The following is a 24590-nucleotide window of genomic DNA, read 5'->3' on the forward strand; positions in this document are numbered from 1 at the left end:
TTCTATACCATTTGCCTAAAACAAGGTATAGTGTAATAAGTCAAGAAATACGAACGTATGGTTGCAGTATGAAAGGTGGAAATCAGATGAGTAAACGAGAAACGTTTAACGAGACGTTTTTAAAAGCTGCACGGGGAGAAAAAGCGGATCACACGCCTGTATGGTATATGAGACAAGCAGGGCGATCACAGCCGGAATACCGTAAGCTGAAGGAAAAGTACGGATTGTTTGACATTACACATCAGCCGGAGCTTTGTGCGTATGTCACCAGACTGCCGGTTGAGCAATACGGAGTCGATGCTGCAATCCTTTATAAAGATATCATGACTCCGCTGCCGTCAATCGGTGTGGATGTTGAAATCAAAAACGGAATCGGGCCTGTGATTGACCAGCCGATCCGGTCTCTGGCGGACATTGAAAAACTCGGCCAGATTGATCCGGAACAGGACGTGCCGTACGTGCTTGAGACGATTAAACTGCTTGTCAATGAGCAGCTCAACGTCCCGCTCATCGGTTTCTCAGGGGCGCCTTTTACGCTGGCCAGTTATATGATCGAAGGCGGTCCGTCGAAAAACTACAATAAAACAAAAGCCTTCATGTACAGCATGCCGGATGCATGGAATCTGCTGATGTCCAAGCTTGCCGACATGATCATTGTATATGTGAAAGCGCAGATTAAGGCAGGCGCAAAAGCGATTCAAATCTTTGATTCGTGGGTCGGTGCGCTGAATCAGGCAGATTACAGAACATACATCAAACCCGTAATGAACCGGATCTTTTCAGAGCTTGCGGAGGAAAATGTGCCGCTGATCATGTTTGGCGTTGGTGCAAGCCATCTGGCAGGTGACTGGCATGACCTACCTCTTGATGTTGTTGGGCTCGATTGGAGACTCAGCATAGATGAAGCCAGATCAAAAGGTATCACTAAAACAGTGCAGGGCAACCTGGACCCGTCCATTTTGCTTGCGCCATGGGAAGTCATTGAGAAGAAAACGACGGAAATACTGGATCAGGGCATGAAATCGGACAGCTTCATTTTCAACCTTGGACACGGGGTATTTCCTGACGTCAGTCCTGAGGTTTTGAAAAAACTGACAGCATTTGTCCATAAATATTCACAAAACAAAAAAATGGGTCAATATTCCTAAGCATATCTTTTGGTTATCTTAATGATAACCTGTCAAAATGTTTGTATCAGTTCATTAAAGAGGGTGTAAACAGTGAGTAGAAAGAAAATGGGGCTTCTCGTTATGGCGTACGGCACGCCTTATAAAGAAGAAGATATCGAACGTTATTATACACATATCAGAAGAGGCAGAAAGCCTGAACCTGAAATGCTTCAAGATTTGAAAGACAGATACGAAGCAATTGGCGGCATTTCACCGCTTGCCAAAATCACAGATGAGCAAGCGCACAAGCTTGAACAGCACTTAAATGAGATTCAGGACGAGATTACGTTTAAAGCGTATATCGGGCTGAAGCATATCGAGCCATTTATTGAAGATGCTGTAGCAGAGATGCATAAGGACGGCATTACAGAAGCGGTCAGCATCGTGCTGGCACCGCATTTCTCCACGTTCAGCGTGCAGTCCTACAACAAACGTGCCAAAGAAGAGGCTGAAAAACTTGGCGGTTTAACGATTACGTCTGTTGAAAGCTGGTACAATGAACCGAAATTCGTGAAATACTGGGTTGACCGAGTGAAGGAAACATATGCGTCAATGCCTGAAGGTGAAAGAGAAAACGCGATGCTCATCGTATCCGCACACAGTCTGCCGGAAAAAATCAAAGAATTTGGAGACCCATACCCGGACCAGCTTCATGAATCAGCGAAATTGATTGCTGAAGGCGCAGGCGTTTCCGAATATGCTGTCGGCTGGCAAAGCGAAGGAAACACGCCTGATCCTTGGCTGGGACCTGATGTACAGGATTTAACACGTGATTTATTCGAACAAAAAGGCTATCAGGCATTCGTATATGTCCCTGTCGGATTTGTAGCGGATCATTTAGAAGTGCTTTATGATAATGATTATGAATGCAAAGTGGTCACTGACGATATCGGTGCAAGCTACTACCGCCCGGAAATGCCGAATGCAAAGCCGGAATTTATTGATGCATTAGCAACAGTTGTATTAAAAAAATTAGGACGTTAAAGAAGGCGATGAACATGAGTGACGCTAAAAAACATGTAGTCATCATCGGCGGCGGCATTACCGGTTTAGCCGCCGCCTTCTATATGGAAAAAGAAATCAAAGAAAAAAATCTGCCGCTTGAGCTGACGCTTGTTGAGGCAAGTCCAAGAGTCGGCGGGAAAATCCAGACTGTCAAGAAAGACGGCTATACCATCGAAAGAGGGCCTGACTCATTTCTGGAACGGAAGACAAGCGCTCCGCAGCTTGTCAAAGATGTAGGCCTTGAGCATTTGCTTGTCAACAATGCGACAGGACAATCCTATGTGCTTGTAAATCGCACCCTGCATCCAATGCCTAAGGGAGCCGTGATGGGGATACCGACTAAAATTGCGCCGTTTGTTTCAACCGGTCTGTTTTCTGTGTCTGGGAAGGCAAGGGCCGCTATGGATTTCATCCTGCCTGCAAGCAAGTCAAAAGACGACCAGTCATTGGGAGAATTTTTCCGCAGACGTGTCGGAGATGAAGTGGTTGAGAATTTAATCGAGCCGCTTCTATCAGGCATCTACGCTGGCGACATTGACAAGCTCAGTCTAATGTCGACTTTTCCGCAATTTTACCAGACGGAACAAAAGCACAGAAGCCTGATTCTCGGCATGAAAAAAACAAGGCCTCAAGGCTCCGGCCAGCAGCTGACGGCTAAAAAGCAAGGGCAGTTCCAGACCCTTTCAACCGGTTTGCAGACCCTTGTCGAAGAGATCGAAAAGCAATTAAAGCTGACGAAGGTATACAAAGGGACCAAAGTGACCAAGATCAGCCGCGGCGGCACTGGCTACTCGCTTGATCTGGATAACGGCGTCACACTTGATGCTGAATCAGTGATTGTGACTGCTCCGCATAAAGCGGCTGCAGGAATGCTTCCTGAGCTTCCGGTCATTTCTCATTTGAAAAATATGCACTCCACATCCGTGGCAAATGTCGCTTTGGGCTTCCCTGAAGGCGCCGTCCAAATGGAGCATGAGGGGACGGGCTTTGTTATCTCAAGAAACAGTGATTTCGCCATCACAGCCTGTACGTGGACGAATAAAAAATGGCCGCATGCAGCACCTGAAGGCAAAACACTGCTTCGGGCATATGTTGGAAAAGCCGGAGACGAATCGATTGTCGATCTCTCAGATAACGACATTATCAACATTGTGTTAGAAGACTTAAAGAAAGTCATGAACATAAACGGGGAGCCGGAAATGACCTGTGTCACCCGCTGGCACGAAAGCATGCCGCAGTACCATGTCGGCCATAAGCAGCGCATCAAAGAGCTGCGCGAAGCACTGACCTCTGCATATCCGGGTGTCTACGTGACAGGCGCTTCTTTTGAAGGTGTTGGAATTCCCGACTGCATCGACCAAGGAAAAGCAGCCGTGTCTGACGCGCTTACTTATTTATTCAGCTGAAAACCTCCGCTAAGGCGGAGGTTTTTTGTTGTGCAATGGCAATATTGCGTAAAGAAATGATTGAATTGAACAGCAGGTTATGATACATTTGCATATGTACTTAATGACTAAAATGTTCAAACGGTCAGTTTCGAGGTGAATACAATGTCAATAGATCGAAAAAAGCTCATTTTGGCGGCAGCCACAAAGTCTTTTACTCAGTTCGGGTATAAAGCGACGACAATGGATCTTGTGGCGAAGCTTGCGAACGTGGGGAAGGGAACCATTTATACTTTTTTCAAAAACAAAGAAGAGCTGTTTGACGAGATTTTCACTACTTTATTGAAGGAAATGAAGCAAAAAGCGGACGAAGCGATGGAGCCGAACCTTCCGTTCCATGAAAATGTGCACAGGGCGCTGTTTGCCATTCTTGAGTTCAGGAAAACACATCAGCTGACGATTAAAATTTTCCAAGAAAATGCTGAGATTGGTACAATGGCAGTTCAGGAAGTGATCCAAAAAATGGAGCGAGGCATTCTGTCTTATATCAAAAATAAGATTGAAGACGGAATCAAGAACGGTGCAATCAAGCCGTGCGATCCTGAACTGACAGCTTTTGTGATGTTGAAGCTTTATATCGCGCTCATTTTTGATTGGGAAAAACAGCATCCCCCGCTCGATAAAGAGACGATTGCGGAACTGCTTGAATTGTATGTTGTCAAAGGATTGTCAGCCAACTAGATAATCCTTTCTCTTTGCAAGAAAATGACCATTTTTCATGATGAGTCAGTTTTAGAATGGAGGCATCAGGATGAACACAATACGAAGTCAGTGGAAAGACATCGTAACGAGTAAAAAATTATTAATTCCCATCATTGCCATTTTGTTTGTCCCGCTTATTTACAGCGGCGTGTTCTTAAAGGCTTATTGGGACCCATACGGCACGGTTGACCAGCTGCCTGTCGTTGTCGTCAACCAAGATGAGGGCGCAACGTATGAAGGAGAAAAACTTCAAATCGGTGATGATCTGGTCAAAGAATTAAAGGATAATAACAACTTTGATTGGCATTTTTCCAATGATCTTGACCAATCGTTAAAGGACTTATTAAATCAAAAATATTATTTAGTTGTCGAGATTCCTGAGGATTTTTCTAAGAATGCCAGTACTGTGTTGGACAAAAATCCGAAAAAATTGGATCTGAAATACCATACAAATGCCGGTTCCAACTATGTGGGGGCAACGATCGGCGAAAAAGCGATTGATAAACTGAAAGCTTCTGTTTCTAAAGAAGTGACCGAGCAATATACGAAAGTTATTTTTGATAACTTTAAAGATATCGCAAAAGGGTTGAGCGACGCGAGCAGCGGCGCGAAAAAAATTGATGACGGCACAAAAGATGCGAAAAACGGAAGCGCCCAGCTGAAAGAAAATCTGGCGAAGCTGAAGGAAAGCACTGCCACCATCAGTGACAAAACGGCGCAGCTTGCAGATGGAGCGGCACAGGTGACGAGCGGCATCCAATCACTTGACAGCTCGCTCGGTAAATTCCAGGACAGCAGCAACCAGATTTATGATAATTCTAGTAAGCTTGCAGCAGGATCAGGCAAGCTGACGGGCAAACTGAATGAACTGAATGCCGGCCTTCAAAAGGTGCAGCAGGGCTTGCCTAATCTTACAAACGGGCTGGATCAGCTCAACAGTAAAGCGCAAGAAGGTTCTGAGAAAGCAGCAAAAGCGGAAAAACTCATAAATGCGCTCGATTTAACACAGCTTGAAACAGCTGTGAACAATCTGGAAAAGTCAGAAACTGCGATGAAGGAATTTAAAAAACAGCTGTCTGACTTTGAAAACAGTTTGAAAAACCGTGATCAGGCATTCAAAAATCTCATCAACTCGAGTGATTTCTTAACAGCAGAGCAAAAAAGCCAGCTGATCAATTCTGTTGAAAAGCAGCTTCCGCAAGTTGATGCGCCTGATTTTGATGAAATTTTAAGTGGGCTTCCTGCAGCTGATCAGCTGCCTGACATCGCAACGATAAAAAGCTCATTGGAAGATGTGAAAGCGGAGGTTGCCCAGGTGAAGGCATTGCCGGAAGCTACCTCTAAGCTTTATAACGGCGCAAAAGCCACTCAAGACGCGATTGACAAATTAACTGCTGGATCTGAGAAAATATACAATGCGTCACAGCAGGTGACAGATGGCCAAAATAAATTGACTGCCGGCATCGGTGAATATAATAAACAATTCGCAAAAGCAAAAGCCGGCTCAGAGCAATTGGTGACAGGAAGCAGTCAAGTATCTGGCGGATTGCTGAAACTGTTAGACGGGTCTAAACAAATCCAAAGCGGGTCATCAAAACTCGCAGACGGATCTGCATCACTTGATACAGGTTTAGGCAAGCTATTGGACGGAACAGGAGAGCTGTCTAATAAGCTGAAGGATGCGGCAGATCAAACAGGAGATATCGACGCTGACGATCAAACATACGGCATGTTTGCCGATCCGGTTAAAACCAAAGATGATGCCATTCATTCTGTTCCTAACTACGGAACAGGGCTGACACCTTATATCCTGTCAATGGGCTTGTATGTCGGCGGCATCATGCTGACGGTTGTCTTCCCGCTGAAGGAAGCGTCAGGACGTCCGAGAAACGGTTTTGAGTGGTTCTTCAGCAAATTCAATGTCATGATGCTCGTTGGAATTATTCAATCGCTGATTGTGGCGACGGTTCTGCTTCTCGGAATTGGTCTCGAGGTTGAGAGCACGTGGAGATTTTACGTGTTTACGATCATTACGAGTCTCGCTTTCCTAGCGATGATTCAATTTTTGGCGACAACGATGGGCAACCCGGGACGATTTATCGCAGTCATTATTTTAGTGCTGCAGCTCGGTGCCAGCGGAGGAACCTTCCCGTTAGAATTGCTTCCGAATTTCTATCAAGTTATCCATGGCGCATTGCCGATGACCTACAGCATTAACGGATTCAGAGCGGTCATTTCAAACGGGGATTTTGGCTACATGTGGCAGATGGCCGGCGTATTAATCGGCATCGCCCTCGTTATGATTTTGCTGAGCATTACTTACTTTACGATTTTAAGCCGGAAGGAAGATACTTCAGAAGAACAGCCGGCTTCATAATAAAAAAGAACTTGTTTCCTATGAAACAAGTTCTTTTTTTGTTACATTCCCCATTTGACAAGCAACCCTGTATAGGTTAATCCGCCGCCAAATCCGAAAAGCATCACGGTTTGATCTTTTTTCAGCTTCCCGGCTTTCACTGCGAGATCCAGCGCCAAAACAATCGAAACAGAAGACGTGTTTCCATAGTATTCAACACTGGTGAGCGTTTTTTCAATCGGGAACGGTGTTTTTTCACAAATCGACTCGATCATGCGCAAGTTGGCGCTGTGAGGCACAAACCAATCGAGCTCTCCGCTTGTCAGATCCGCTTGACGTAAAAGGCGTTCAAATTCGCGCGGAACGGTTCTCGCTGCCCATTTATACACCTCGCTGCCGTTTTGGACCATTTTACCGGAACCAGCAAGCTGCACCCCGTTTAGTTCATTCCGAAGCCCGGCACGGTACAAAATATCTCCGCTGTTCCCGTTTGTTCCTTGGACAGACGCAAGAAATCCAGGCGTCTCTTCATCTCGTTCTACCAACAGCGCACCCGCAGCGTCGCCAAACAGAACGCATGTCGTTCGATCGGTATAATCCGTTACTTTTGACAGTGTCTCTCCGGCGATGACGAGAATTTTTTGATGAAGGCCGGATGTGATCAATCCATTTGCCAAATGAAGGCCGTATGTCAGACCGGCGCACGTCGCATTAATATCCAGTGCGCCGGTGCTTTCCCACCCGAAAAATTCCTGCACACGGCATGCCGTACTCGGGAAGGCATAATCGGATGTTGTTGTGGCAACGAGGATCATATCGACATCATTAAGTGTCCCTTCATAACGGCTCTTAAGATCCTTCACCGCTTCGATGCATAAATCAGAGGTGAACTGCTGTTCATCCGCAATCCGGCGTTCTCTCATACCTGTGCGCTGAACAATCCATTCATCTGACGTATCAACAATTTTTTCTAAATCAGCATTGGTTAAGCGCCTGCTAGGCGCATAGGTGCCGATAGCCGTAATTTTTGCTTTTGACATATGAACCACTCCTTGTGACCAAATTATAACACTAGATATTAGCATCTGGTACTAAAAAGAAGGATTTTTCATAAAAAAAGAGAAAATGTGAAATAGGGAATCTAGGAATAGAAAAAGGAGGCTGGTAAATGGTCAGTCAAGAAGCAGTAGTCTTTATGGCGATATCCGGGGCTATTGCATTTTTGTTGCCGGTCGGACTGATAGTATGGTTTAAACGAAAGTATGGCGCCTCGTTAAAGGTGTTTTTTATTGGCGCTCTCACGTTTTTTGTCTTTGCTCAGCTGTTGGAGGGCGGCGTTCATGTTTATGTACTGCAAGTGAATGACATAACGAAAGAGGCCATGCAAAATCCATTGTGGTATGGCATTTACGGCTGCTTGATGGCCGGGATTTTTGAGGAGTGCGGACGATATATCATGATGAGAATTTTTTTGAAGCGCCATCATGCTTGGGCGGATGGCCTGGCTTTCGGAGCAGGCCATGGGGGGCTTGAAGCCATCCTGATTACAGGCTTGTCCTCCATTTCACTTATTGTATACGCATTTGCGATCAATAGCGGAACGTTTGAACAGTTTCTGATCAATGAAGACATCAAACAGGCGCTTCTGCCGATTCAGGAGCAGCTGCTGCATACCCCTTCGTATGAATGGCTGCTGGGCGGAATAGAAAGAATCAGTGCGATTGCCGTCCAAATCGGGCTGTCGCTGCTTATCCTGTATGCGGTTAAAAGCCGCCGGCCGCTTTTTTTGCTGTATTCTATTCTTTTACATGCGATCTTTAATGTACCGGCGGTTTTATACCAAAAAAGAATAATAGAACATGCTGCAGCTGTTGAAATCATTGTTGCTTTAATAGCTGCCATATCAGTCTATTGGATTGTAAAAGCAAAAAGCCTGTTTCAATAAAAAAGTCCAAGCAGCAGTAAAGCCTGCTTGGAAAAATGTGAATGGAAATATTCGATAAGCATGGGTCATCAGAATATTTCTGATTCAGCCCTTAGCAATGACAGCAAGAGTGTCTGTGTTTTTTACAAGAGAAACAATGGTTTTTCTTTTTCTTCTTCTTCTCGCAAGGGTCATGGCATTCTTTCTTTTTCTTGCAATGGTCGTGGAAATCCTTATCGAACCACTCGTCAAAGAACCAAAACTCATCAAACCAATCGTGACAATGATGTTTCCGTTCATGTGAATGACGACAGCACATAGATATCCCTCCTCTTCCCATGCTCTCTACAGCATATGAGAGATTGATAGGAAAAGATTGGACGGGTCCCTCGGGAAAAGAGTATATTTTATATAGAAAAATAAAAGGAGGAATATCCTATGACGTCCGTACGTAAAACGATGGAGCTCATTAAAGAGCTTGTTTCGATCCCAAGCCCGACAGGAAATACATATGAGGTGATCAATTATATTGATAGCCTTTTAAATGAATGGAAGGTAGAAACGGTTCGGAACCATAAGGGCGGCTTAATTGCAACACTTCCCGGACGCGACACATCCCGGCACCGCATGCTGACGGCGCACGTTGACACCCTCGGCGCTATGGTAAAGGAGATTAAAGCTGACGGCCGGCTGAAAATCGATTTGATCGGCGGGTTCCGCTACAACTCGATTGAGGGGGAGTACTGCCAAATTGAAACCGCCTCGGGAAAAACGTATACAGGCACAATTTTAATGCATCAAACGTCTGTGCACGTATACAAAGACGCGGGCAAAGCGGAGCGGAATCAAGAGAATATGGAGATCCGCCTTGATGAACCTGTTCACTGCCGGAAAGATACGGAAGAGCTTGGCATTGGCGTCGGAGATTTTGTGTCGTTTGATCCCCGTGTCGAGATTACATCAAGCGGATTTATTAAATCGCGCCATTTGGATGACAAAGCAAGCGTCGCCTTATTGCTCCGCCTAATTCATCAAATTCAAACAGAAGAAATTGAATTGCCGTATACAACTCATTTTCTCATTTCGAATAATGAAGAAATCGGATACGGCGGGAATTCAAATATTCCTCCTGAAACAGTTGAATATTTGGCGGTTGATATGGGAGCTATCGGTGACGGGCAGGCGACAGATGAATATTCAGTATCAATCTGTGTGAAGGATGCGAGCGGGCCGTATCATTATCAGCTGAGAAAGCATTTAGCCAATTTAGCTGAGAAGCATCATATCGACTATAAACTTGATATTTATCCGTACTACGGGTCGGATGCGTCAGCAGCAATCAAATCCGGGCATGATATTGTACATGGCCTGATCGGGCCGGGAATTGACGCTTCGCATGCATTTGAGCGCACCCATAAATCATCCCTTCGCCATACAGCTAAGCTTCTGTACTATTATGTACAGTCGCCGATGGTATAAGGGAGAAGACGAATGAAGATTTATAAGCTGAAAAGCACTTTCGGATGGGAAGGTGATGACGGCTTGGGAGAACAGCTGATTCAGCAAATCCTCGCCGGAGAAAAAACAGCCACGTGCGCCCCGAAATCATTATATTCAAAAGATGAATTGAGAGAAGTGTATCAAACGGCGGGGCAGCTTGTTACCGTTTATGATAAACATGACAATCCGAGAGGCAATATAAAGGTGACAGATGTGTTTGAAACGACCTTTGGAGCGCCTGATATGAGGTTAGTCAAAGGAGAGGGCAATGGAGATCGAATTGAAGAATTTCAGGAAGACCATCGGATGGCATGGGCGGAACTGATCAAAAACGGTGAACTGGAGCTGTATGAGGATACTGTTTTGATTACAGAGCTGTTTGAGCTTATTAAAGATTAAAAAAGCCTGCGGGGCAAGAACCCCGCAGGCTTTTCATTAACCGGAAATGGTTGCGTTTTGGTCTGCTTTTGCTTGAGACATGACCGTCTCAGCTTTCGCAGGATTAAACAGGCCTTCCCATTTAGACATCACAACGGCAGCAAGCGCGTTACCAGTCAGGTTGACAACTGTACGTGCCATGTCCATGATGCGGTCTACACCGGCAATAAAGGCAAGTCCTTCAGCCGGAACGCCGATAGTGCCAAGTGTCGCAAGCAAGACGACAAAAGAAGTGCCAGGCACGGCAGCCATCCCTTTAGATGTCACCATAAGGACGAGCACAAGTGTAATTTGGTGCCAAAGTGTCAAATCAATGCCGTATACCTGTGCCAAAAACAGTGCGGCAATAGATTGATAGAGAACGGAACCGTCTAAGTTAAACGTATATCCGATCGGAATAACAAATGAAACAATGCCTTTCGGGCAGCCGATTTTCTCCATTTTTTCCATGATGCGCGGAAGAACTGTTTCTGAGCTGGACGTACTGAACGCCAGTAAAATTTCGTCCTTCATGTAAGCAAGGAATTTGAAAATGTTGATGCCGGCAATTTTTGCAACAATTCCAAATACAACAATTAAGAAGAAAGCAAGTGCGACATACACCAATCCGACGAGCTTTCCGAGAGAGAGAAGAGAACTGAGTCCGAATTTAGACACAGTGACTCCGATAAGCGCGAAAACGCCGAATGGCGCCACTTTCATCACAAGGTTTACAACGTGGAACATGGCATGGGATACGCCTTCAAAAAAGGCTAATACAGGCTTGCCTCTTTCTCCGATTGCGGAAATCCCCAATGCAAATAGAACTGTAAAACAGATGATGGCAAGAAGATCCCCTTCAACCAAGGACTGGAAGAAGTTTGTCGGCACAATATGCAGGAACGTTTCCGCCACTGATTTATTGCTTTGCTCTTTTTCAGTTTCAACATATTGACTAATGTCTGATTTTTGGGCTTCGTGTATATTAACTCCTGTACCCGGATGGAAGATGTTTGCAAGGGCTAGTCCGAGAATGATAGCAAAAGTCGTAATGATCTCGAAGTACAGAATTGTTCTGAAGCCTAATTTACCGACTTGCTTTCCATTTCCTGCACCGGCTACACCGATGATTAAGCTGGAGACAACAATAGGAATCACTATCATTTTGATTAAGCGTAAAAAGAGATCCCCGATTGGCTGCAGGTAAGTAGGCAATGCTGGGTTGCCGTACCAAATAACGCCAACAATGACACCTAGAATAAGTCCAACGAATATTTGTGTGGCTAATCCAAACTTAATTCTTTTCATAGATTACCTCCCAAAAAACAAAGTATCAACATATATCATGAATAGACATATATTTAATCTCACTATTAGATCAAATTATAATAGATAAGAAATGAATTCGTCTATAGTAAATTATATTTAGAAAATAAAGAATTTTCTAAAATGAGATTGAAATCACCAGAATTATCTAAAAACGGGTGAGCTTTGACCTAACCTGATTATTATTTCAAAATAAAGAAGTGTGGAAAAATAAAGAAAATCCCGCGCGTGCTGCGCGGGATTTTCGCTCTTTTACAAATCGTTTACTTTTATACAGTCATTGCATATATTTCCATAACATTCATGCTGCTCTTCTATCTTTTTTCCGCATTCCGCGCACTTTTTCGAAGGCAGGTTTCTAAAAAATTCTGTGATTTTCCCCAGCATAACCAATCCCTCTTTCCCCTTTGTAGTGTCTTCATTGTAATATAACAGATTATAAAAATCAACAACTGTTTTGATACAATGTTTAAAACATGCTTTTTTTAAGAAAAATGGGTATATTGAAGGAGGATCAATTTTCTTGAAAAGATAGGAGGACATTATGAAAGTTACAGTTATCGGATGCTATGGCGGTTTTCCGGCGGCAAATGAAGCGACGTCGGGCTATTTATTTCAGTCAGGTGATTACTCTTTGCTTGTTGATTGCGGCAGTGCCGTATTATCTAAGCTGTTCAGATATGTGCCGGCGGAGAAGCTGGATGCGGTGGTTCTGTCTCATTATCACCATGACCATATCGCTGACATCGGGCCGTTGCAATTTGCCAAGCAAGTCGGTTCGTTTCTGGGCAAAGGAGAGCATTCGCTTCCGATTTACGGACATGATGCTGATATAGAACAGTTTCAAAAGCTTACATATAAAACACATACGAAAGGGATTGCCTACCAGCCGGATCAGCCGCTGACTGCCGGTCCGTTTACGATCACCTTTTTAAAAACGATTCACCCGGTGACATGCTATGCCATGCGGATTACTGACGGCAGCCATACTGTCGTATATACTGCTGATTCCAGCTATCAGGATTCATTTATTCCATTTTCGGAAAATGCCGATTTATTGATCTCAGAATGCAATTTTTATGCTGACCAAAACGGGACAAGCGCAGGCCATATGAACAGCCTGGAAGCCGGGCGAATTGCAAAAGAAGCGGGAGCGGGAGAACTGCTGCTGACACATTTGCCGCATTTCGGCGTGCATGACAATCTTCGCAAAGAAGCGAAAACCGTTTTTAACGGCGAAGTGAATATTGCGAAATCAGGTTTTGTGTGGGAAGGATAAAGGAGGAGCACCATGTTATTTATCGACAATCAAAATATCAATGATCCGCGGATCAATCTTGCTATCGAGGAGTACTGTGTAAAGCATTTAGACCCAAAACAGCCGTATTTGCTCTTTTATGTGAATCAGCCGTCTATTATCATTGGGAAAAACCAAAATACAATAGAAGAAATCAATACAAAATATGTAGAGGAAAACGGGATTATCGTTGTCCGCCGTTTATCAGGCGGAGGCGCTGTGTATCATGATCTGGGGAACTTGAACTTCAGCTTTATCACAAAGGATGACGGGGACAGCTTTCATAACTTCAAAAAGTTCACTGAGCCGGTGATCCAGGCTTTACGCCAGCTCGGAGTAGACGCAGAATTGAGCGGCCGGAACGACATTGTAGTAGATGGCCGGAAAATATCCGGAAACGCCCAGTTTGCAACAAAAGGACGAATTTTCAGCCACGGCACTCTCATGTTTGATTCAGCCATTGATCATGTTGTGTCTGCATTAAAAGTGAAAAAGGATAAAATTGAATCAAAAGGCATCAAATCGATCAGAAGCCGAGTGGCAAATATCAGTGAGTTTCTCGATGATAAAATGACGACAGAACAATTCCGCAGTCATTTGCTTCGCCATATTTTTAATACAAATGATATTCAAAACGTGCCGGAGTATAAGCTGACAGAAAAAGATTGGGAGGTCATTCATCAGATTTCGAAAGAGCGCTATCAGAATTGGGATTGGAACTATGGCCGTTCACCGAAATTTAACCTCAATCACTCCAAACGCTATCCGATCGGATCGATAGACTTGCGTCTGGAAGTCAAGAAAGGCAAAATTGAGGACTGCAAAATCTTCGGAGATTTCTTCGGAGTCGGTGATGTATCTGAAATTGAAAACCTGCTGGTCGGAAAACAATATGAACGCAGTGTCATCGCTGATGTGCTGGACGGTGTGAATCTTAAGCATTACTTTGGGAACATTACGAAAGAGGATTTCCTTGATCTGATTTATTAAGGCAAAACACATTGTTTGAAAGAGCGGGTGTGGTTTTGAAATAATGGAGGCAGGAGGGATTCACATGAAAGTGTTTTTAATCGGAGCGAACGGACAAATTGGACAAAGACTCGTTTCTTTATTCCGAGACAATCCTGATCATTCCGTTAGAGCGATGGTCAGAAAAGAAGAACAGAAAGCGTCTCTCGAAGCTGCCGGTGCAGAAGCTGTGCTTGCGAATCTGGAGGGCAGCCCGGAAGAAATTGCTGCCGCGGCAAAAGGTTGCGACGTGATCATTTTCACAGCGGGTTCCGGCGGCAGCACAGGTTATGATAAAACGCTGCTGGTTGATCTAGACGGAGCGGCAAAAGCAATGGAAGCTGCGGATATCGCGGGCATTAAACGGTTTGTTATGGTTAGCGCCCTGCAAGCCCACAACCGTGAAAATTGGAATGAATCACTTAAACCTTATTATGTAGCCAAACATTATGCTGATAAAATTCTGGAAGCTAGCGGTTTAACTTATACGATTATCCGTCCGGGAGGCCTTCGCAATGAGCCTGGAACGGGTACTGTTTCAGCAGCGGAGGACCTGGCGCGGGGGGATATTTCCCGGGATGACGTTGCGAAAACGGTCATTGCCTCTTTAGATGAAACCAATACGGAAAATCGGGCCTTTGATCTGACAGAAGGAGACACACCGATTGCCGAAGCATTAAAGAAACTATAACAGTACTGACACTCAGGGCTTTTTGCTCTTGAGTGTTTTTTTCTGTTTCTCTATAATGAAAGGGAAAGCTTATCTTCATTAATGAATGACTGTTCATTCACTTTAAGGGGTGGGAGAATGAATCTCGTTTCAAAATTGGAAGAGACAGCATCTGAGAAGCCCGACAGCATCGCATGCAGGTTTAAGGATCACATGATAACGTATCAGGAGCTGAATGAACACATTCAGCGATTTGCGGACGGACTTCAGGAAGCCGGTATGGAGAAAGGGGACCATCTAGCTTTGCTGCTTGGCAATTCGCCCGATTTTATCATCGCGTTTTTTGGTGCGTTAAAGGCTGGGATTGTGGTTGTGCCCATCAACCCGATGTATACGCCTACAGAAATCGGTTATATGCTGACAAATGGCGATGTAAAGGCGGTCGTGGGCGTTGATCAGCTTTTGCCGCTTTATGAGAGCATGCATGAATCGCTTCCGAAGGTTGAGCTCGTCATTTTATGCCAGACGGGAGATGCCGAGCCAGAAGCTTCAGACCCAGAGGTCAGGATGAAAATGACAACGTTTGCAAAAATATTGCGTCCGACATCTGCCGCTAAACAAAGCCCGGAGATTGTCTCTGATGATACCGCAGTCATTTTGTATACGTCAGGAACAACCGGAAAACCGAAAGGCGCGATGCTGACCCATCAAAATTTGTACAGCAATGCCAACGACGTCGCCGGCTATTTGGGAATGGATGAGAATGACAATGTGGTCTGTGCTCTTCCCATGTTTCACGTGTTTTGTTTAACCGTCTGCATGAATGCCCCGCTGATGAGCGGAGCAACTGTCTTGATTGAACCTCAATTCAGCCCGGCATCTGTTTTTCAGCTTGTTAAGCAGCGGCAGGCGACCATTTTTGCCGGTGTGCCTACGATGTATAATTACTTGTTTCAGCATGAAAACGGAAAGAAAGATGACTTTTCTTCCATTCGGCTGTGCATTTCGGGAGGCGCAGCCATGCCAGTCGCGCTGCTGACCGCGTTTGAAGAAAAATTTGGCGTGACCATTTTGGAAGGCTACGGGCTTTCAGAAGCATCACCAGTCACGTGTTTTAACCCGTTTGACAGGGGCAGAAAGCCGGGCTCTATCGGGACAAGTATATTGCATGTCGAAAACAAGGTCGTAGATCCGCTCGGGCGTGAGCTGCCCGATCACCAGGTCGGCGAATTGATCGTGAAAGGCCCCAATGTGATGAAGGGCTATTATAAAATGCCGGCGGAAACAAAGCATGCGTTAAAAGACGGATGGCTTTATACGGGGGACTTGGCAAGACGAGATGAGGACGGCTATTTTTACATTGTTGACCGGAAAAAAGACATGATCATTGTAGGGGGATACAACGTCTATCCGCGCGAGGTGGAGGAAGTGCTGTACAGCCACCCGGATGTCAAGGAGGCAGTTGTTATCGGTGTGCCGGACGCCCAAAGCGGTGAAGCGGTAAAGGGATATATTGTACCTAAACGATCTGGCGTAACAGAATCGGACATCATGCAGCACTGTGAAAAACATCTGGCAAAATACAAACGGCCTGCCGCCATTACGTTTCTTGACGACATTCCGAAAAATGCGACGGGGAAAATGCTCAGACGGGCGCTGAGAGATATTTTGCCTCAATAATACGAAAAAGCGAAGCGGCGAGCTTCGCTTTTTCATTTCAATCCTTTGCTTCTTTTTTAATAATGTTTAGCAGCGCCTTTGTATCACTTTTACTTAATTTGTAGTATGTCCCGTCCTTCAAATAAACGGCTTGCTGGCTGCCGTCAATCCATAGTCTGAATGAGTCGTACCGGTCTTTATGAAATTTGATTGTCCCTTCGTAATCAGGGGTTGCTGTTTTTTCTGTCTTCAGCTGTTTTCCCTGATTCATAATGTCCAGCATATCTTTGACGTGCTGCCTTTTTTCAATCTCGATATCTTCCTGGCCGCTAGAAGACAGCGTGATCAAATCCGCGTCTACCGATTGATATACATCGCCTGACCGGCTGTAAAGATAGAAAAATGCAAGAAACACAAGACCGATAACCACGATGGCTGCCACTATTTTTTTCATTTGCATCACTCCAAACATTGTTAGTTTTCCCAGCGATCAGGGTTTCCATGCCTAAAAGGATGGAAAAGTACGAATGCACAGCCTGGTTCTAAGAATTTGAATTTATGATTACAATAGAAGTAACGGGTTGATGTGAGGAGTGAGGCGTTATGCGCAGGTGGATTGCGGCAGCAGGGCTTGCTTACGTGCTGTATGGGCTGTTTTTTTATTGGTATTTTTTCCTGTCTGGTGATTCCGCAGTACCGGAGGCCGTTAAAGGGACGCAGGCTGACCCGGCTTCTTTCATGAAGCCGTCTGAATTGACAGTGGCCGAGCAGTATTCGAATGTAAAGAATTTTTTATTTTTTATTGGGATTCCTCTTGATTGGTTTCTGTTCTTTGTGTTGCTGGTCAGCGGCGTTTCAAAGAAGATCAAAAAATGGATGGAAGCAGCCGTGCCCTTTCGGTTTTTGCAGATCATTGGCTTTGTGTTTGTGCTTTCGCTGATCACAACGTTAGTGACGCTGCCTTTAGATTGGATAGGCTATCAAGTATCGCTTGAATACAACATTTCTACACAGACAGCGGCCAGCTGGGCTAAGGATCAGGTCATAGACTTTTGGATCAGCTTTCCGATCTTTACGCTTTGCGTTCTCGTGTTTTATTGGCTGATCAAAAGGCATGAAAAAAAATGGTGGTTATATGCTTGGCTGTTAACTGTGCCGTTTTCGCTGTTTCTGTTTTTTATTCAGCCAGTCATTATCGATCCTTTATACAATGATTTTTACCCTCTGAAAAACAAAGAGCTTGAAAGCAAAATTTTAGAGCTGGCAGAAGAAGCCGATATTCCGGCTGATCATGTATATGAAGTGAACATGTCCGAAAAAACAAATGCGCTTAATGCCTATGTCACAGGAATCGGAGCGAACAAACGGATTGTATTGTGGGATACGACGCTGAACAAGCTTGACGACTCAGAAATTCTCTTTATTATGGGCCACGAAATGGGCCATTATGTCATGAAACACGTCTATATCGGACTGGCTGGCTATTTGTTTGTGTCGCTCGCCGGATTTTATGTCATTGATAAGCTTTACAAGCGGACGGTCCGCTTTACCCGCAGCATGTTTCATTTGGAGGGGCGGCATGACCTTGCAGCACTGCCGCTGTTGTTGCTGTTGGTGTCTGTTTTGAGTTTTGCGGTCACGCCTTTTTCTAATGCTGTCTCTCGTTATCAGGAGAATCAGGCTGACCAGTATGGGATTGAGCTGACGGAGAACAGAGAGGCCGCTGTCAAAACGTTTCAGGATTTGGCTGTGACGGGACTGAGCCAGGTTGATCCTCCGGTGCTTGTAAAGATATTCAGAGGCAGCCACCCTTCGATCATGGAACGGATACAACACGCGGAAAATGAAGAGAATGCGCCAGAACATCAGGATGCTGACAAATAAAAAAGAAGCAGGTATGGAGGAACCTGCTTCTTTTTTATATTATTGTGCAGCTGCCTCTACATTGATTAAGCCTTTTCCATAGTAGAAAGAGCTTCCAAGGTATGTTGTAGTGCTTTCTAAACGATCACGGACTTGCGCGTTTGTCCAAGTCGGGTGCTTAGAAAGAATTAACGCTGCTGCTCCGGCAACGTGCGGAGTCGCCATAGACGTTCCGTTGTAAGCGCCGTAAGTGCCTCCAGGAAGTGTGCTTTGGATGGATACGCCAGGAGCCATCACATCAAGCTCAGAACCTACGCTTGAGAATGAAGCTCTTTGGTTGCTGCTGTTTACCGCACCTACCGCAATGGTAGAAGGATATTTTGCAGGGTATCCTACTGTGCTTGAGCTGCCGGACGTGCCTTCGTTTCCGGCTGCAGCTGCAACGACGATACCGTTGGAAACGGCTTTATCAACTACTGTTTTCAGCGCTGTAGAACCAGAAGGTCCGCCAAGGCTCATGTTGATAACGTCCATATTGTTGGAAATGGCCCACTCAATGCCGTTAATAATCCAGCTGTATTGGCCGCTTCCTGTTGAATCAAGAACTTTTACTGCATATAACGATGCGTTTGGCGCTACGCCGAGAACACCGATTGAGTTATTAAGAGCGGCAATCGTACCAGCTACATGCGTGCCGTGAGAACTGCCGTCCTGGTATGGGTTTGTTTCAGAAGGTACAAAGCTTGCTCCGCCTCTGACGTTTAAGTCAGGGTGAGAAGAGTCAATTCCGCTGTCGATAACAGCTACTTTTACGTTAGAGCCTGTGTAGCCTTGAGAGTGAAGAGCTGGCGCTTTAATTTGAGAAATGCCGTAAGGAACAGATTGCGCATATTCATGTGCAATATGATCTTCTTCCACATATGCAACGCTAGGATCTTGTTTTAATTCTTTTACAGCTTTTTCATCCAATGTAGCTGTGGCTGCGTTAACATACTTAAACTGCTTTTGAACTTTTCCGCCATTCTCAGAAATAACATCCTTTTTCTTAGCGGAACTCATCGCACTCATTGTCTGTTTAAATCCGACAATGTACTTCTTTTCTGTACTGTTTTTTCCGGCAGCCTGCGCAGACATGTTGCTGAACGCCATCGTAAAGATTAACGTTAACGCAAACAACAAGCTGATCCACAATTTTTTGTTTCTCACTCTTTACCCTCTCCTTTAAAAGAATTCAGAGTAGACTTACTTAAAAGACTATTCTGTAAATTTATTGTAATAGATGGAATAATATTTTAGTAGACCCATTTTTTCGCGATGATTTCATCTCTATTTAGGTATATCATCTCTCGCTATTTCTGTAGGAACTCGAAATAACTATTTTTATACAGAAAAGAACGAAAATAGACATGAGTAAATGTTCATTATGCTGAAATGTCATGCTTTTTCAGGTTAAATGCTCCTGAGCCCCGGCAAATTCCTGTCGAAAAAAATCCTTCAAATGACCTGCATGTGTTTCCGTGAGATCAATGGATATTATCGTGATATTTTTTCTATGCATGCTGATAAAAGTATTCTAACAAATAAACTTTACAGAAAATTCTATTAGGACTAAAATAAAACGATTATAGATAGGGAGGAAGAAATGAGATGAACATTCGCCTAGCAAAGACATCAGATGCAGAAGCCATTGCGCCTCTGTTTAACCAGTATCGGGAGTTTTATAAGCAGGCGTCCGATCTGGAAAGGGGCAGAGACTTTTTTGAAAGCGCGTCTGGAAAATGACGAGTCTATTATTTTGATAGCAGAAAAAAACGGAGAATTCATAGGTTTTACCCAGCTCTATCCAACGTTTTCTTCTGTGTCTATGAAAAGAATCTACATATTAAATGACTTATTCGTCGCTCCTCATGCGCGGGCAAAGGGAGCCGGCGGGCAGCTGCTGTCTGCTGCAAAGGATTTTGCTGCGGAAAACGGAGCAAACCGTTTATCGCTTCAGACGGAACACCACAACAGGACGGCAAGGAGCTTATATGAGCAAAACGGCTATGAAGAGGAAACTGCTTTTGTCCATTATCGTCTCAATGTGCCGGCGAAGTAAAATTGAAGCTTGATGATTTGGTTTTTTGAACGTTCTTCGGTTACGATATAAACGAAAAGGAGTGTGCCGAATGTCAACGTTATTTCAAGCATTGCTGGCAGAGAAAAATGCCGAAGATGTTTCAGTCCATGTGAAAACCATGTCAACAGAGGATTTGCCGAAAGACGGTGTCCTGATTAAAATTGCTTATTCCGGCATCAATTATAAAGATGGCCTGGCCGGAAAAGCAGGCGGCAATATCGTCAGAGAGTATCCGCTTATTTTAGGCATTGATGCTGCGGGTACGGTTGTCTCTTCCAATGATCCGCGCTTTGCCGAGGGTGATGAGGTGATCGCGACAAGCTATGAGCTCGGTGTCTCCCGCGATGGCGGATTAAGTGAATATGCTTCAGTGCCTGGTGACTGGCTGGTGCCTCTGCCATCGAATCTTACTTTAAAAGAAGCGATGGCGTACGGAACGGCGGGGTTTACTGCGGCGTTATCGGTACATCGGCTTGAACAGAACGGCCTGTCTCCGGAAAAAGGGAGCGTGCTTGTCACAGGAGCAACCGGCGGTGTCGGCGGAATTGCGGTCTCGATGCTGAACAAGCGGGGCTATGATGTGGTGGCAAGCACCGGAAACCGGGATGCGGCTGATTACTTGAAGCAGATCGGTGCAAGCGAAGTGATCAGCAGAGAAGAGGTCTATGACGGAAAGCTTAAGGCGCTGTCCAAGCAGCAATGGCAGGGAGCGGTTGATCCTGTCGGCGGAAAACAGCTTGCCTCGCTTTTAAGCAAAATCCAATATGGCGGAGCTGTCGCGGTGAGCGGCTTAACGGGCGGGGGAGAGGTTCCTGCAACAGTGTATCCGTTTATTCTTCGCGGGGTCAGTCTGCTCGGAATTGATTCAGTGTACTGTCCGATGGATGTCAGAGCCGCTGTTTGGGAGCGCATGTCTTCTGATCTCAAGCCTGATCAGCTGCTGACTATCGTGGACAGGGAAGTATCATTGGCAGAAGCGCCGGCTGCGTTAAACGATATTTTGCAAAATCGGATTCAAGGAAGAGTCATTGTAAAGCTTTAACAGGATCAGCTTGCAGAGAAATCTAGGTTTTTCTGCAAGCTTTTTTATATACATAATGTTAAGCTGCTGTATTGATCCAAAACATCGATGTTTGTCATTTTTCATTCACCTGACCGATGTGGTTAACAAAAATAAGGTCATCAGCCAGAAGTTCATCCAAAGCTTCCGTATCACTTGAAAGCATGGCCGTTTTAAACAGAGAGAAACAAGATGTTCTTGTAAGCTGAACTTTCTCTTCTCATTTAAAAAATAATTAGTGATAATGATTCTCATTCCGTGTTATACTATCTCTTGGACATCTTAACCTTAGAAACTACATACAGGAGAGACTGGAACGCATGAAAAAAACACTGATTATTCTTACAGTTTTACTTCTTTCTGTCTTAACGGCTGCCTGCTCGTCTTCAAGCGGCAATCAAAACAGCAAAGAAAATAAAGTGGAGGTAACACATGATTTAGGAAAGACAAATGTGCCTGAGCATCCGAAGCGGGTTGTTGTTCTTGAGCTTGGTTTTATCGACACACTGCTTGATCTCGGCATTACGCCTGTCGGGGTTGCCGATGACAATAAAGCGAAGCAGCTGATCAACAAGGATGTGCTGAAGAAAATTGACGGCTACACATCTGTCGGTACTCGTTCACAGCCAAGCATGGAAAAAATCGCTTCATTAAAACCTGATTTAATTATTGCCGACACAACCCGGTATAAGAAGGTATACGATCAGCTGAAAAAAATCGCGCCGACGATCGCGCTTGATAATTTAAATGCTGATTATCAGGATACAATTGATGCTTCACTTACGATTGCAAAAGCAGTCGGCAAGGAGAAGGAAATGGAGAAAAAGCTGACAGCACATGAAGAAAAGCTTAGCGAGACAAAGCGGAAAATCAGCGCTAACAGCCAGTCCGTCCTTTTGATCGGAAATACAAATGATACGATTAAGGCGAGAGATGAAAATTTCTTTACATCAAGACTTTTAACACAGGTTGGCTATCGATACGCGATCAGCACGTCAAGTAACAGCGAATCAAGCAATGGCGGCGACTCAGTGAACATGAAAATGACACTTGAGCAGCTGCTGAAAACAGATCCAGATGTGATCATCCTGATGACAGGAAAAACAGATGAGATCGACGCGGACGGCAAACGCCCTATTGAAAAGAATGTGCTTTGGAAGAAGTTGAAGGCAGTGAAAAACGGACATGTGTACCACGTGGACCGCGCGGTATGGTCTCTGCGCCGCAGTGTGGACGGGGCGAATGCCATTTTGGATGAGCTTCAGAAAGAGATGCCGGCTGATAAGAAATAGAAGAAAAGACAGGCGAATGCCTGTCTTTTTCTTATTTGATAAAGCCGGATAAGTGGCTGTTAATATTATAGTCTTTAATCCGCCATTTCTCTTCTGCAAATTCAATGTTGCTGAGGCAGGCGTTGACGAGGCGCGTGCTTTGAAGCTCTGGGTCCCCGCCGGAAATCTCCGTCAGCAATGCATGAATCGCTGCGCCGTGCGCGACGATCAGCACCTTCTGGTTTGGATACGCCTGATTCACTTTGACCAAACCGCCCATCAGCCTGTCAGTGAGTTCTTCCAGCGTTTCCATATTCGGATAGTTTTTATCAGGATAGCGCTTGGTCCGTTCTTCCAGCAGCATGCCCTCCGCATCGCCGTAATTGCGTTCCTTAAAATCATCCATCTCGACAACTGGAAGATGCAGATATTCATTAATGATTTCCGCGGTTCTTTTTGCTCTTTTCAGCGGGCTCGTCACAATAATATCCCAAGAGAAATCCTTTACATATTCTCCGGTTTCTCTTGCTTGGCGTTCACCTGTCGCGTTCAGCGGAATATCGGTTTTGCCTTGGCATTTTTGCTGCAGGTTCCAATCGGTTTCTCCATGTCTTACTAAGCAAACGGCTGTCATAAAATCCCCTTTCTGACTTTAGTCATATCGCTATTATACTAAATCAAAAGCACGCATCCTATGAAAACGCCTATGCAAGAACTTCAAATAATAAAGCCAGTCCGATTCCGCCGCCGCTCCCGATAGCAGCAACGGCATATTGACAGTCTGTCCGTCTTTGCGCTTCATAAAACAATCTGGTTACCAGAGCTGCACCTGATGCGCCGTACGGATGACCGAGAGCTAACGCGCCGCCGCGTACATTGATTTTTGAAAAGGGGATGCCGAGTTCTTGCGAGCAGACACAAATTTTGACGGCAAAGGCTTCATTGATCTCATATAAATCGATATCATCAGGTGTTACATCATGTGCAGTTAAGAGCTTCCGGATCGCATCAACCGGTGCCGCGGGCGGATAGTTCGGGTGAATCCCGCTGACGGCGCTTCCGATAAACCGAAGCACAGGCTTATAGCCGAGTGATGCCGCTTTTTCTTCTTCCATCACAAGAAGAGCGGCCGCTCCGTCTGATATGCCGCTGCTGTTGGCTGCTGTAACCGTTCCGGAACTCGTGTCGAAAACCGGTTTTGCACGGGAAATAATCGCTTCTATCGGCCGCCTTTTCAGAAATGCTTCGTCCCTCTCTAATTCTCCGAGAGGAACGATTTCTTGACGGTAAAATCCTCTATCATGTGCGTTTCTGCTGCGTTGATGGCTGAGCAGCGCGTATTCATCCTGCTTTTTTCTGCTGATGGAGAAGCGTGCTGCCGTATATTCCGCTGCGATGCCCATGTCGGGATCACCGATTGTATCTGGAGAAAAGTGGGCCCGTTCTGAAAAAGGCGATTGACTGCTGCTTTCTGAGCCGCCCGCGATATATATCGTGCCGGCTCCCGCTTGAATGAGAGTGCAGGCATAGCGCACAGCTTCAAGACCGGAGCCACACTGTCTGTCAATCGTCATCCCTGGAACCGATAAAGGCAGTCCGGCTTGCAGAGCTGACAGCCTGGCGAGATTGCCGCCTCTGCCGGTCGCGTTTCCGAGAATCACTTCATGAATTTGACCCCCTAGCTTTCGGCTGAGACAGCTGATGATGGGAGCCGCCAAATCCTCCGGGAGAAATGGCTTCAGCAGCCCGTTTTGTTTTCCAAAGATCGTTCGTTTTGCATCAACAATAACCGCATTCAA

22 protein-coding genes and 1 pseudogene are annotated in these 24590 nt (G+C 45.2%); 16 read left to right on the forward strand and 7 right to left on the reverse strand.

Translation table 11 applies throughout. The features are described 5' to 3' along the window. Positions 1-86: 86 nt before the first annotated feature. From hemE to M0696_RS05710, 5 genes are all read left to right on the forward strand, one after another. On the forward strand, positions 87-1148 hold the full coding sequence (gene hemE, locus M0696_RS05690) for a uroporphyrinogen decarboxylase (protein WP_003224305.1): 1062 nt from the start codon (positions 87-89) through the stop codon (positions 1146-1148). Positions 1149-1220: 72 nt separating this feature from the next. Next, positions 1221-2153, forward strand: coding sequence for a ferrochelatase (hemH, locus tag M0696_RS05695; protein WP_248602587.1), 933 nt, complete (start codon positions 1221-1223; stop codon positions 2151-2153). Between the two features lie 14 nt (positions 2154-2167). Beyond that, complete coding sequence (gene hemY / locus M0696_RS05700; RefSeq protein WP_166853729.1) at positions 2168-3580, forward strand: protoporphyrinogen oxidase; 1413 nt, start codon at positions 2168-2170, stop codon at positions 3578-3580. Between the two features lie 144 nt (positions 3581-3724). Then, positions 3725-4300, forward strand: a complete 576-nt coding sequence (locus M0696_RS05705; protein ID WP_222142536.1) for a TetR/AcrR family transcriptional regulator — start codon at positions 3725-3727, stop codon at positions 4298-4300. A gap of 70 nt (positions 4301-4370) precedes the next feature. Continuing rightward, entirely contained in the window at positions 4371-6698 is a 2328-nt protein-coding gene (locus M0696_RS05710) for a YhgE/Pip domain-containing protein (RefSeq protein ID WP_222142537.1), read from the forward strand. A gap of 41 nt (positions 6699-6739) precedes the next feature. Here M0696_RS05710 and fabHB read toward each other — a convergent pair whose 3' ends face one another. After that, the gene (gene fabHB, locus M0696_RS05715; protein WP_222142538.1) at positions 6740-7717 is read right to left on the reverse strand and encodes a beta-ketoacyl-ACP synthase III FabHB; all 978 of its coding nucleotides are present in this window, start codon (positions 7715-7717) and stop codon (positions 6740-6742) included. 128 nt (positions 7718-7845) lie between these two features. Here fabHB and M0696_RS05720 point away from each other — a divergent pair, with 128 nt between their 5' ends. From M0696_RS05720 to M0696_RS05730, 3 genes are all read left to right on the forward strand, one after another. Further along, positions 7846-8622, forward strand: coding sequence for a YhfC family intramembrane metalloprotease (locus M0696_RS05720; protein ID WP_222142539.1), 777 nt, complete (start codon positions 7846-7848; stop codon positions 8620-8622). Between the two features lie 417 nt (positions 8623-9039). After that, positions 9040-10080, forward strand: a complete 1041-nt coding sequence (locus M0696_RS05725; protein WP_166853725.1) for a M42 family metallopeptidase — start codon at positions 9040-9042, stop codon at positions 10078-10080. Positions 10081-10092: 12 nt separating this feature from the next. Continuing rightward, a complete protein-coding gene (locus M0696_RS05730; protein WP_222142540.1) occupies positions 10093-10500 on the forward strand; it encodes an ASCH domain-containing protein in 408 nt (135 codons plus the stop codon). 36 nt (positions 10501-10536) lie between these two features. Here M0696_RS05730 and gltT read toward each other — a convergent pair whose 3' ends face one another. Beyond that, positions 10537-11826, reverse strand: a complete 1290-nt coding sequence (gene gltT, locus M0696_RS05735) for a glutamate/proton symporter GltT (RefSeq protein ID WP_014113257.1) — start codon at positions 11824-11826, stop codon at positions 10537-10539. A 270-nt stretch (positions 11827-12096) separates the two neighbouring features. Further along, positions 12097-12231: a protein YhfH gene (yhfH, locus tag M0696_RS05740; protein ID WP_003244802.1), complete on the reverse strand. Its 135-nt coding sequence runs from the start codon at positions 12229-12231 to the stop codon at positions 12097-12099. Between the two features lie 157 nt (positions 12232-12388). Here yhfH and M0696_RS05745 point away from each other — a divergent pair, with 157 nt between their 5' ends. The 4 genes from M0696_RS05745 to lcfB all read left to right on the forward strand — a co-directional run bounded on the left by M0696_RS05745 (position 12389) and on the right by lcfB (position 16499). Continuing rightward, positions 12389-13123, forward strand: a complete 735-nt coding sequence (locus M0696_RS05745) for an MBL fold metallo-hydrolase (protein ID WP_222142541.1) — start codon at positions 12389-12391, stop codon at positions 13121-13123. Between the two features lie 12 nt (positions 13124-13135). Further along, entirely contained in the window at positions 13136-14131 is a 996-nt protein-coding gene (gene lplA / locus M0696_RS05750; RefSeq protein WP_222142542.1) for a lipoate--protein ligase, read from the forward strand. Positions 14132-14195: 64 nt separating this feature from the next. Next, on the forward strand, positions 14196-14840 hold the full coding sequence (locus M0696_RS05755) for an SDR family oxidoreductase (RefSeq protein WP_222142543.1): 645 nt from the start codon (positions 14196-14198) through the stop codon (positions 14838-14840). Positions 14841-14957: 117 nt separating this feature from the next. Next, positions 14958-16499 carry a long-chain-fatty-acid--CoA ligase LcfB gene (gene lcfB / locus M0696_RS05760; RefSeq protein ID WP_222142544.1) on the forward strand — a complete coding sequence of 514 codons (1542 nt, stop codon included), beginning with the start codon at positions 14958-14960 and terminating at the stop codon, positions 16497-16499. Between the two features lie 37 nt (positions 16500-16536). Here lcfB and M0696_RS05765 read toward each other — a convergent pair whose 3' ends face one another. Beyond that, a complete protein-coding gene (locus M0696_RS05765) occupies positions 16537-16932 on the reverse strand; it encodes a YhfM domain-containing protein (RefSeq protein ID WP_222142545.1) in 396 nt (131 codons plus the stop codon). 149 nt (positions 16933-17081) lie between these two features. Between M0696_RS05765 and M0696_RS05770 the strand changes: the two genes are divergently transcribed. Further along, complete coding sequence (locus tag M0696_RS05770) at positions 17082-18362, forward strand: M48 family metallopeptidase (protein WP_166853718.1); 1281 nt, start codon at positions 17082-17084, stop codon at positions 18360-18362. 39 nt (positions 18363-18401) lie between these two features. Here the strand turns inward: M0696_RS05770 and aprE are convergent, their stop codons facing one another. After that, positions 18402-19547: a subtilisin AprE gene (gene aprE, locus M0696_RS05775; RefSeq protein ID WP_248602588.1), complete on the reverse strand. Its 1146-nt coding sequence runs from the start codon at positions 19545-19547 to the stop codon at positions 18402-18404. Between the two features lie 441 nt (positions 19548-19988). Between aprE and M0696_RS05780 the strand changes: the two are divergent. The 3 genes and pseudogenes from M0696_RS05780 to M0696_RS05790 all read left to right on the forward strand — a co-directional run bounded on the left by M0696_RS05780 (position 19989) and on the right by M0696_RS05790 (position 22812). After that, positions 19989-20439, forward strand: a pseudogene (locus M0696_RS05780) (GNAT family N-acetyltransferase). 70 nt (positions 20440-20509) lie between these two features. Next, positions 20510-21502: an NADPH:quinone oxidoreductase family protein gene (locus tag M0696_RS05785; protein WP_222142548.1), complete on the forward strand. Its 993-nt coding sequence runs from the start codon at positions 20510-20512 to the stop codon at positions 21500-21502. A 338-nt stretch (positions 21503-21840) separates the two neighbouring features. After that, a complete protein-coding gene (locus M0696_RS05790) occupies positions 21841-22812 on the forward strand; it encodes an ABC transporter substrate-binding protein (protein WP_248602589.1) in 972 nt (323 codons plus the stop codon). Positions 22813-22843: 31 nt separating this feature from the next. Here the strand turns inward: M0696_RS05790 and phoE are convergent, their stop codons facing one another. After that, positions 22844-23425, reverse strand: a complete 582-nt coding sequence (gene phoE, locus M0696_RS05795) for a phosphatase PhoE (protein WP_222142550.1) — start codon at positions 23423-23425, stop codon at positions 22844-22846. Positions 23426-23495: 70 nt separating this feature from the next. Next, a complete protein-coding gene (locus M0696_RS05800) occupies positions 23496-24590 on the reverse strand; it encodes an acetyl-CoA C-acyltransferase (protein WP_222142551.1) in 1095 nt (364 codons plus the stop codon).

Source organism: Bacillus rugosus, from assembly GCF_023238245.1.
In the GTDB taxonomy this organism is placed as follows: Bacteria; Bacillota; Bacilli; order Bacillales; family Bacillaceae; genus Bacillus; species Bacillus rugosus.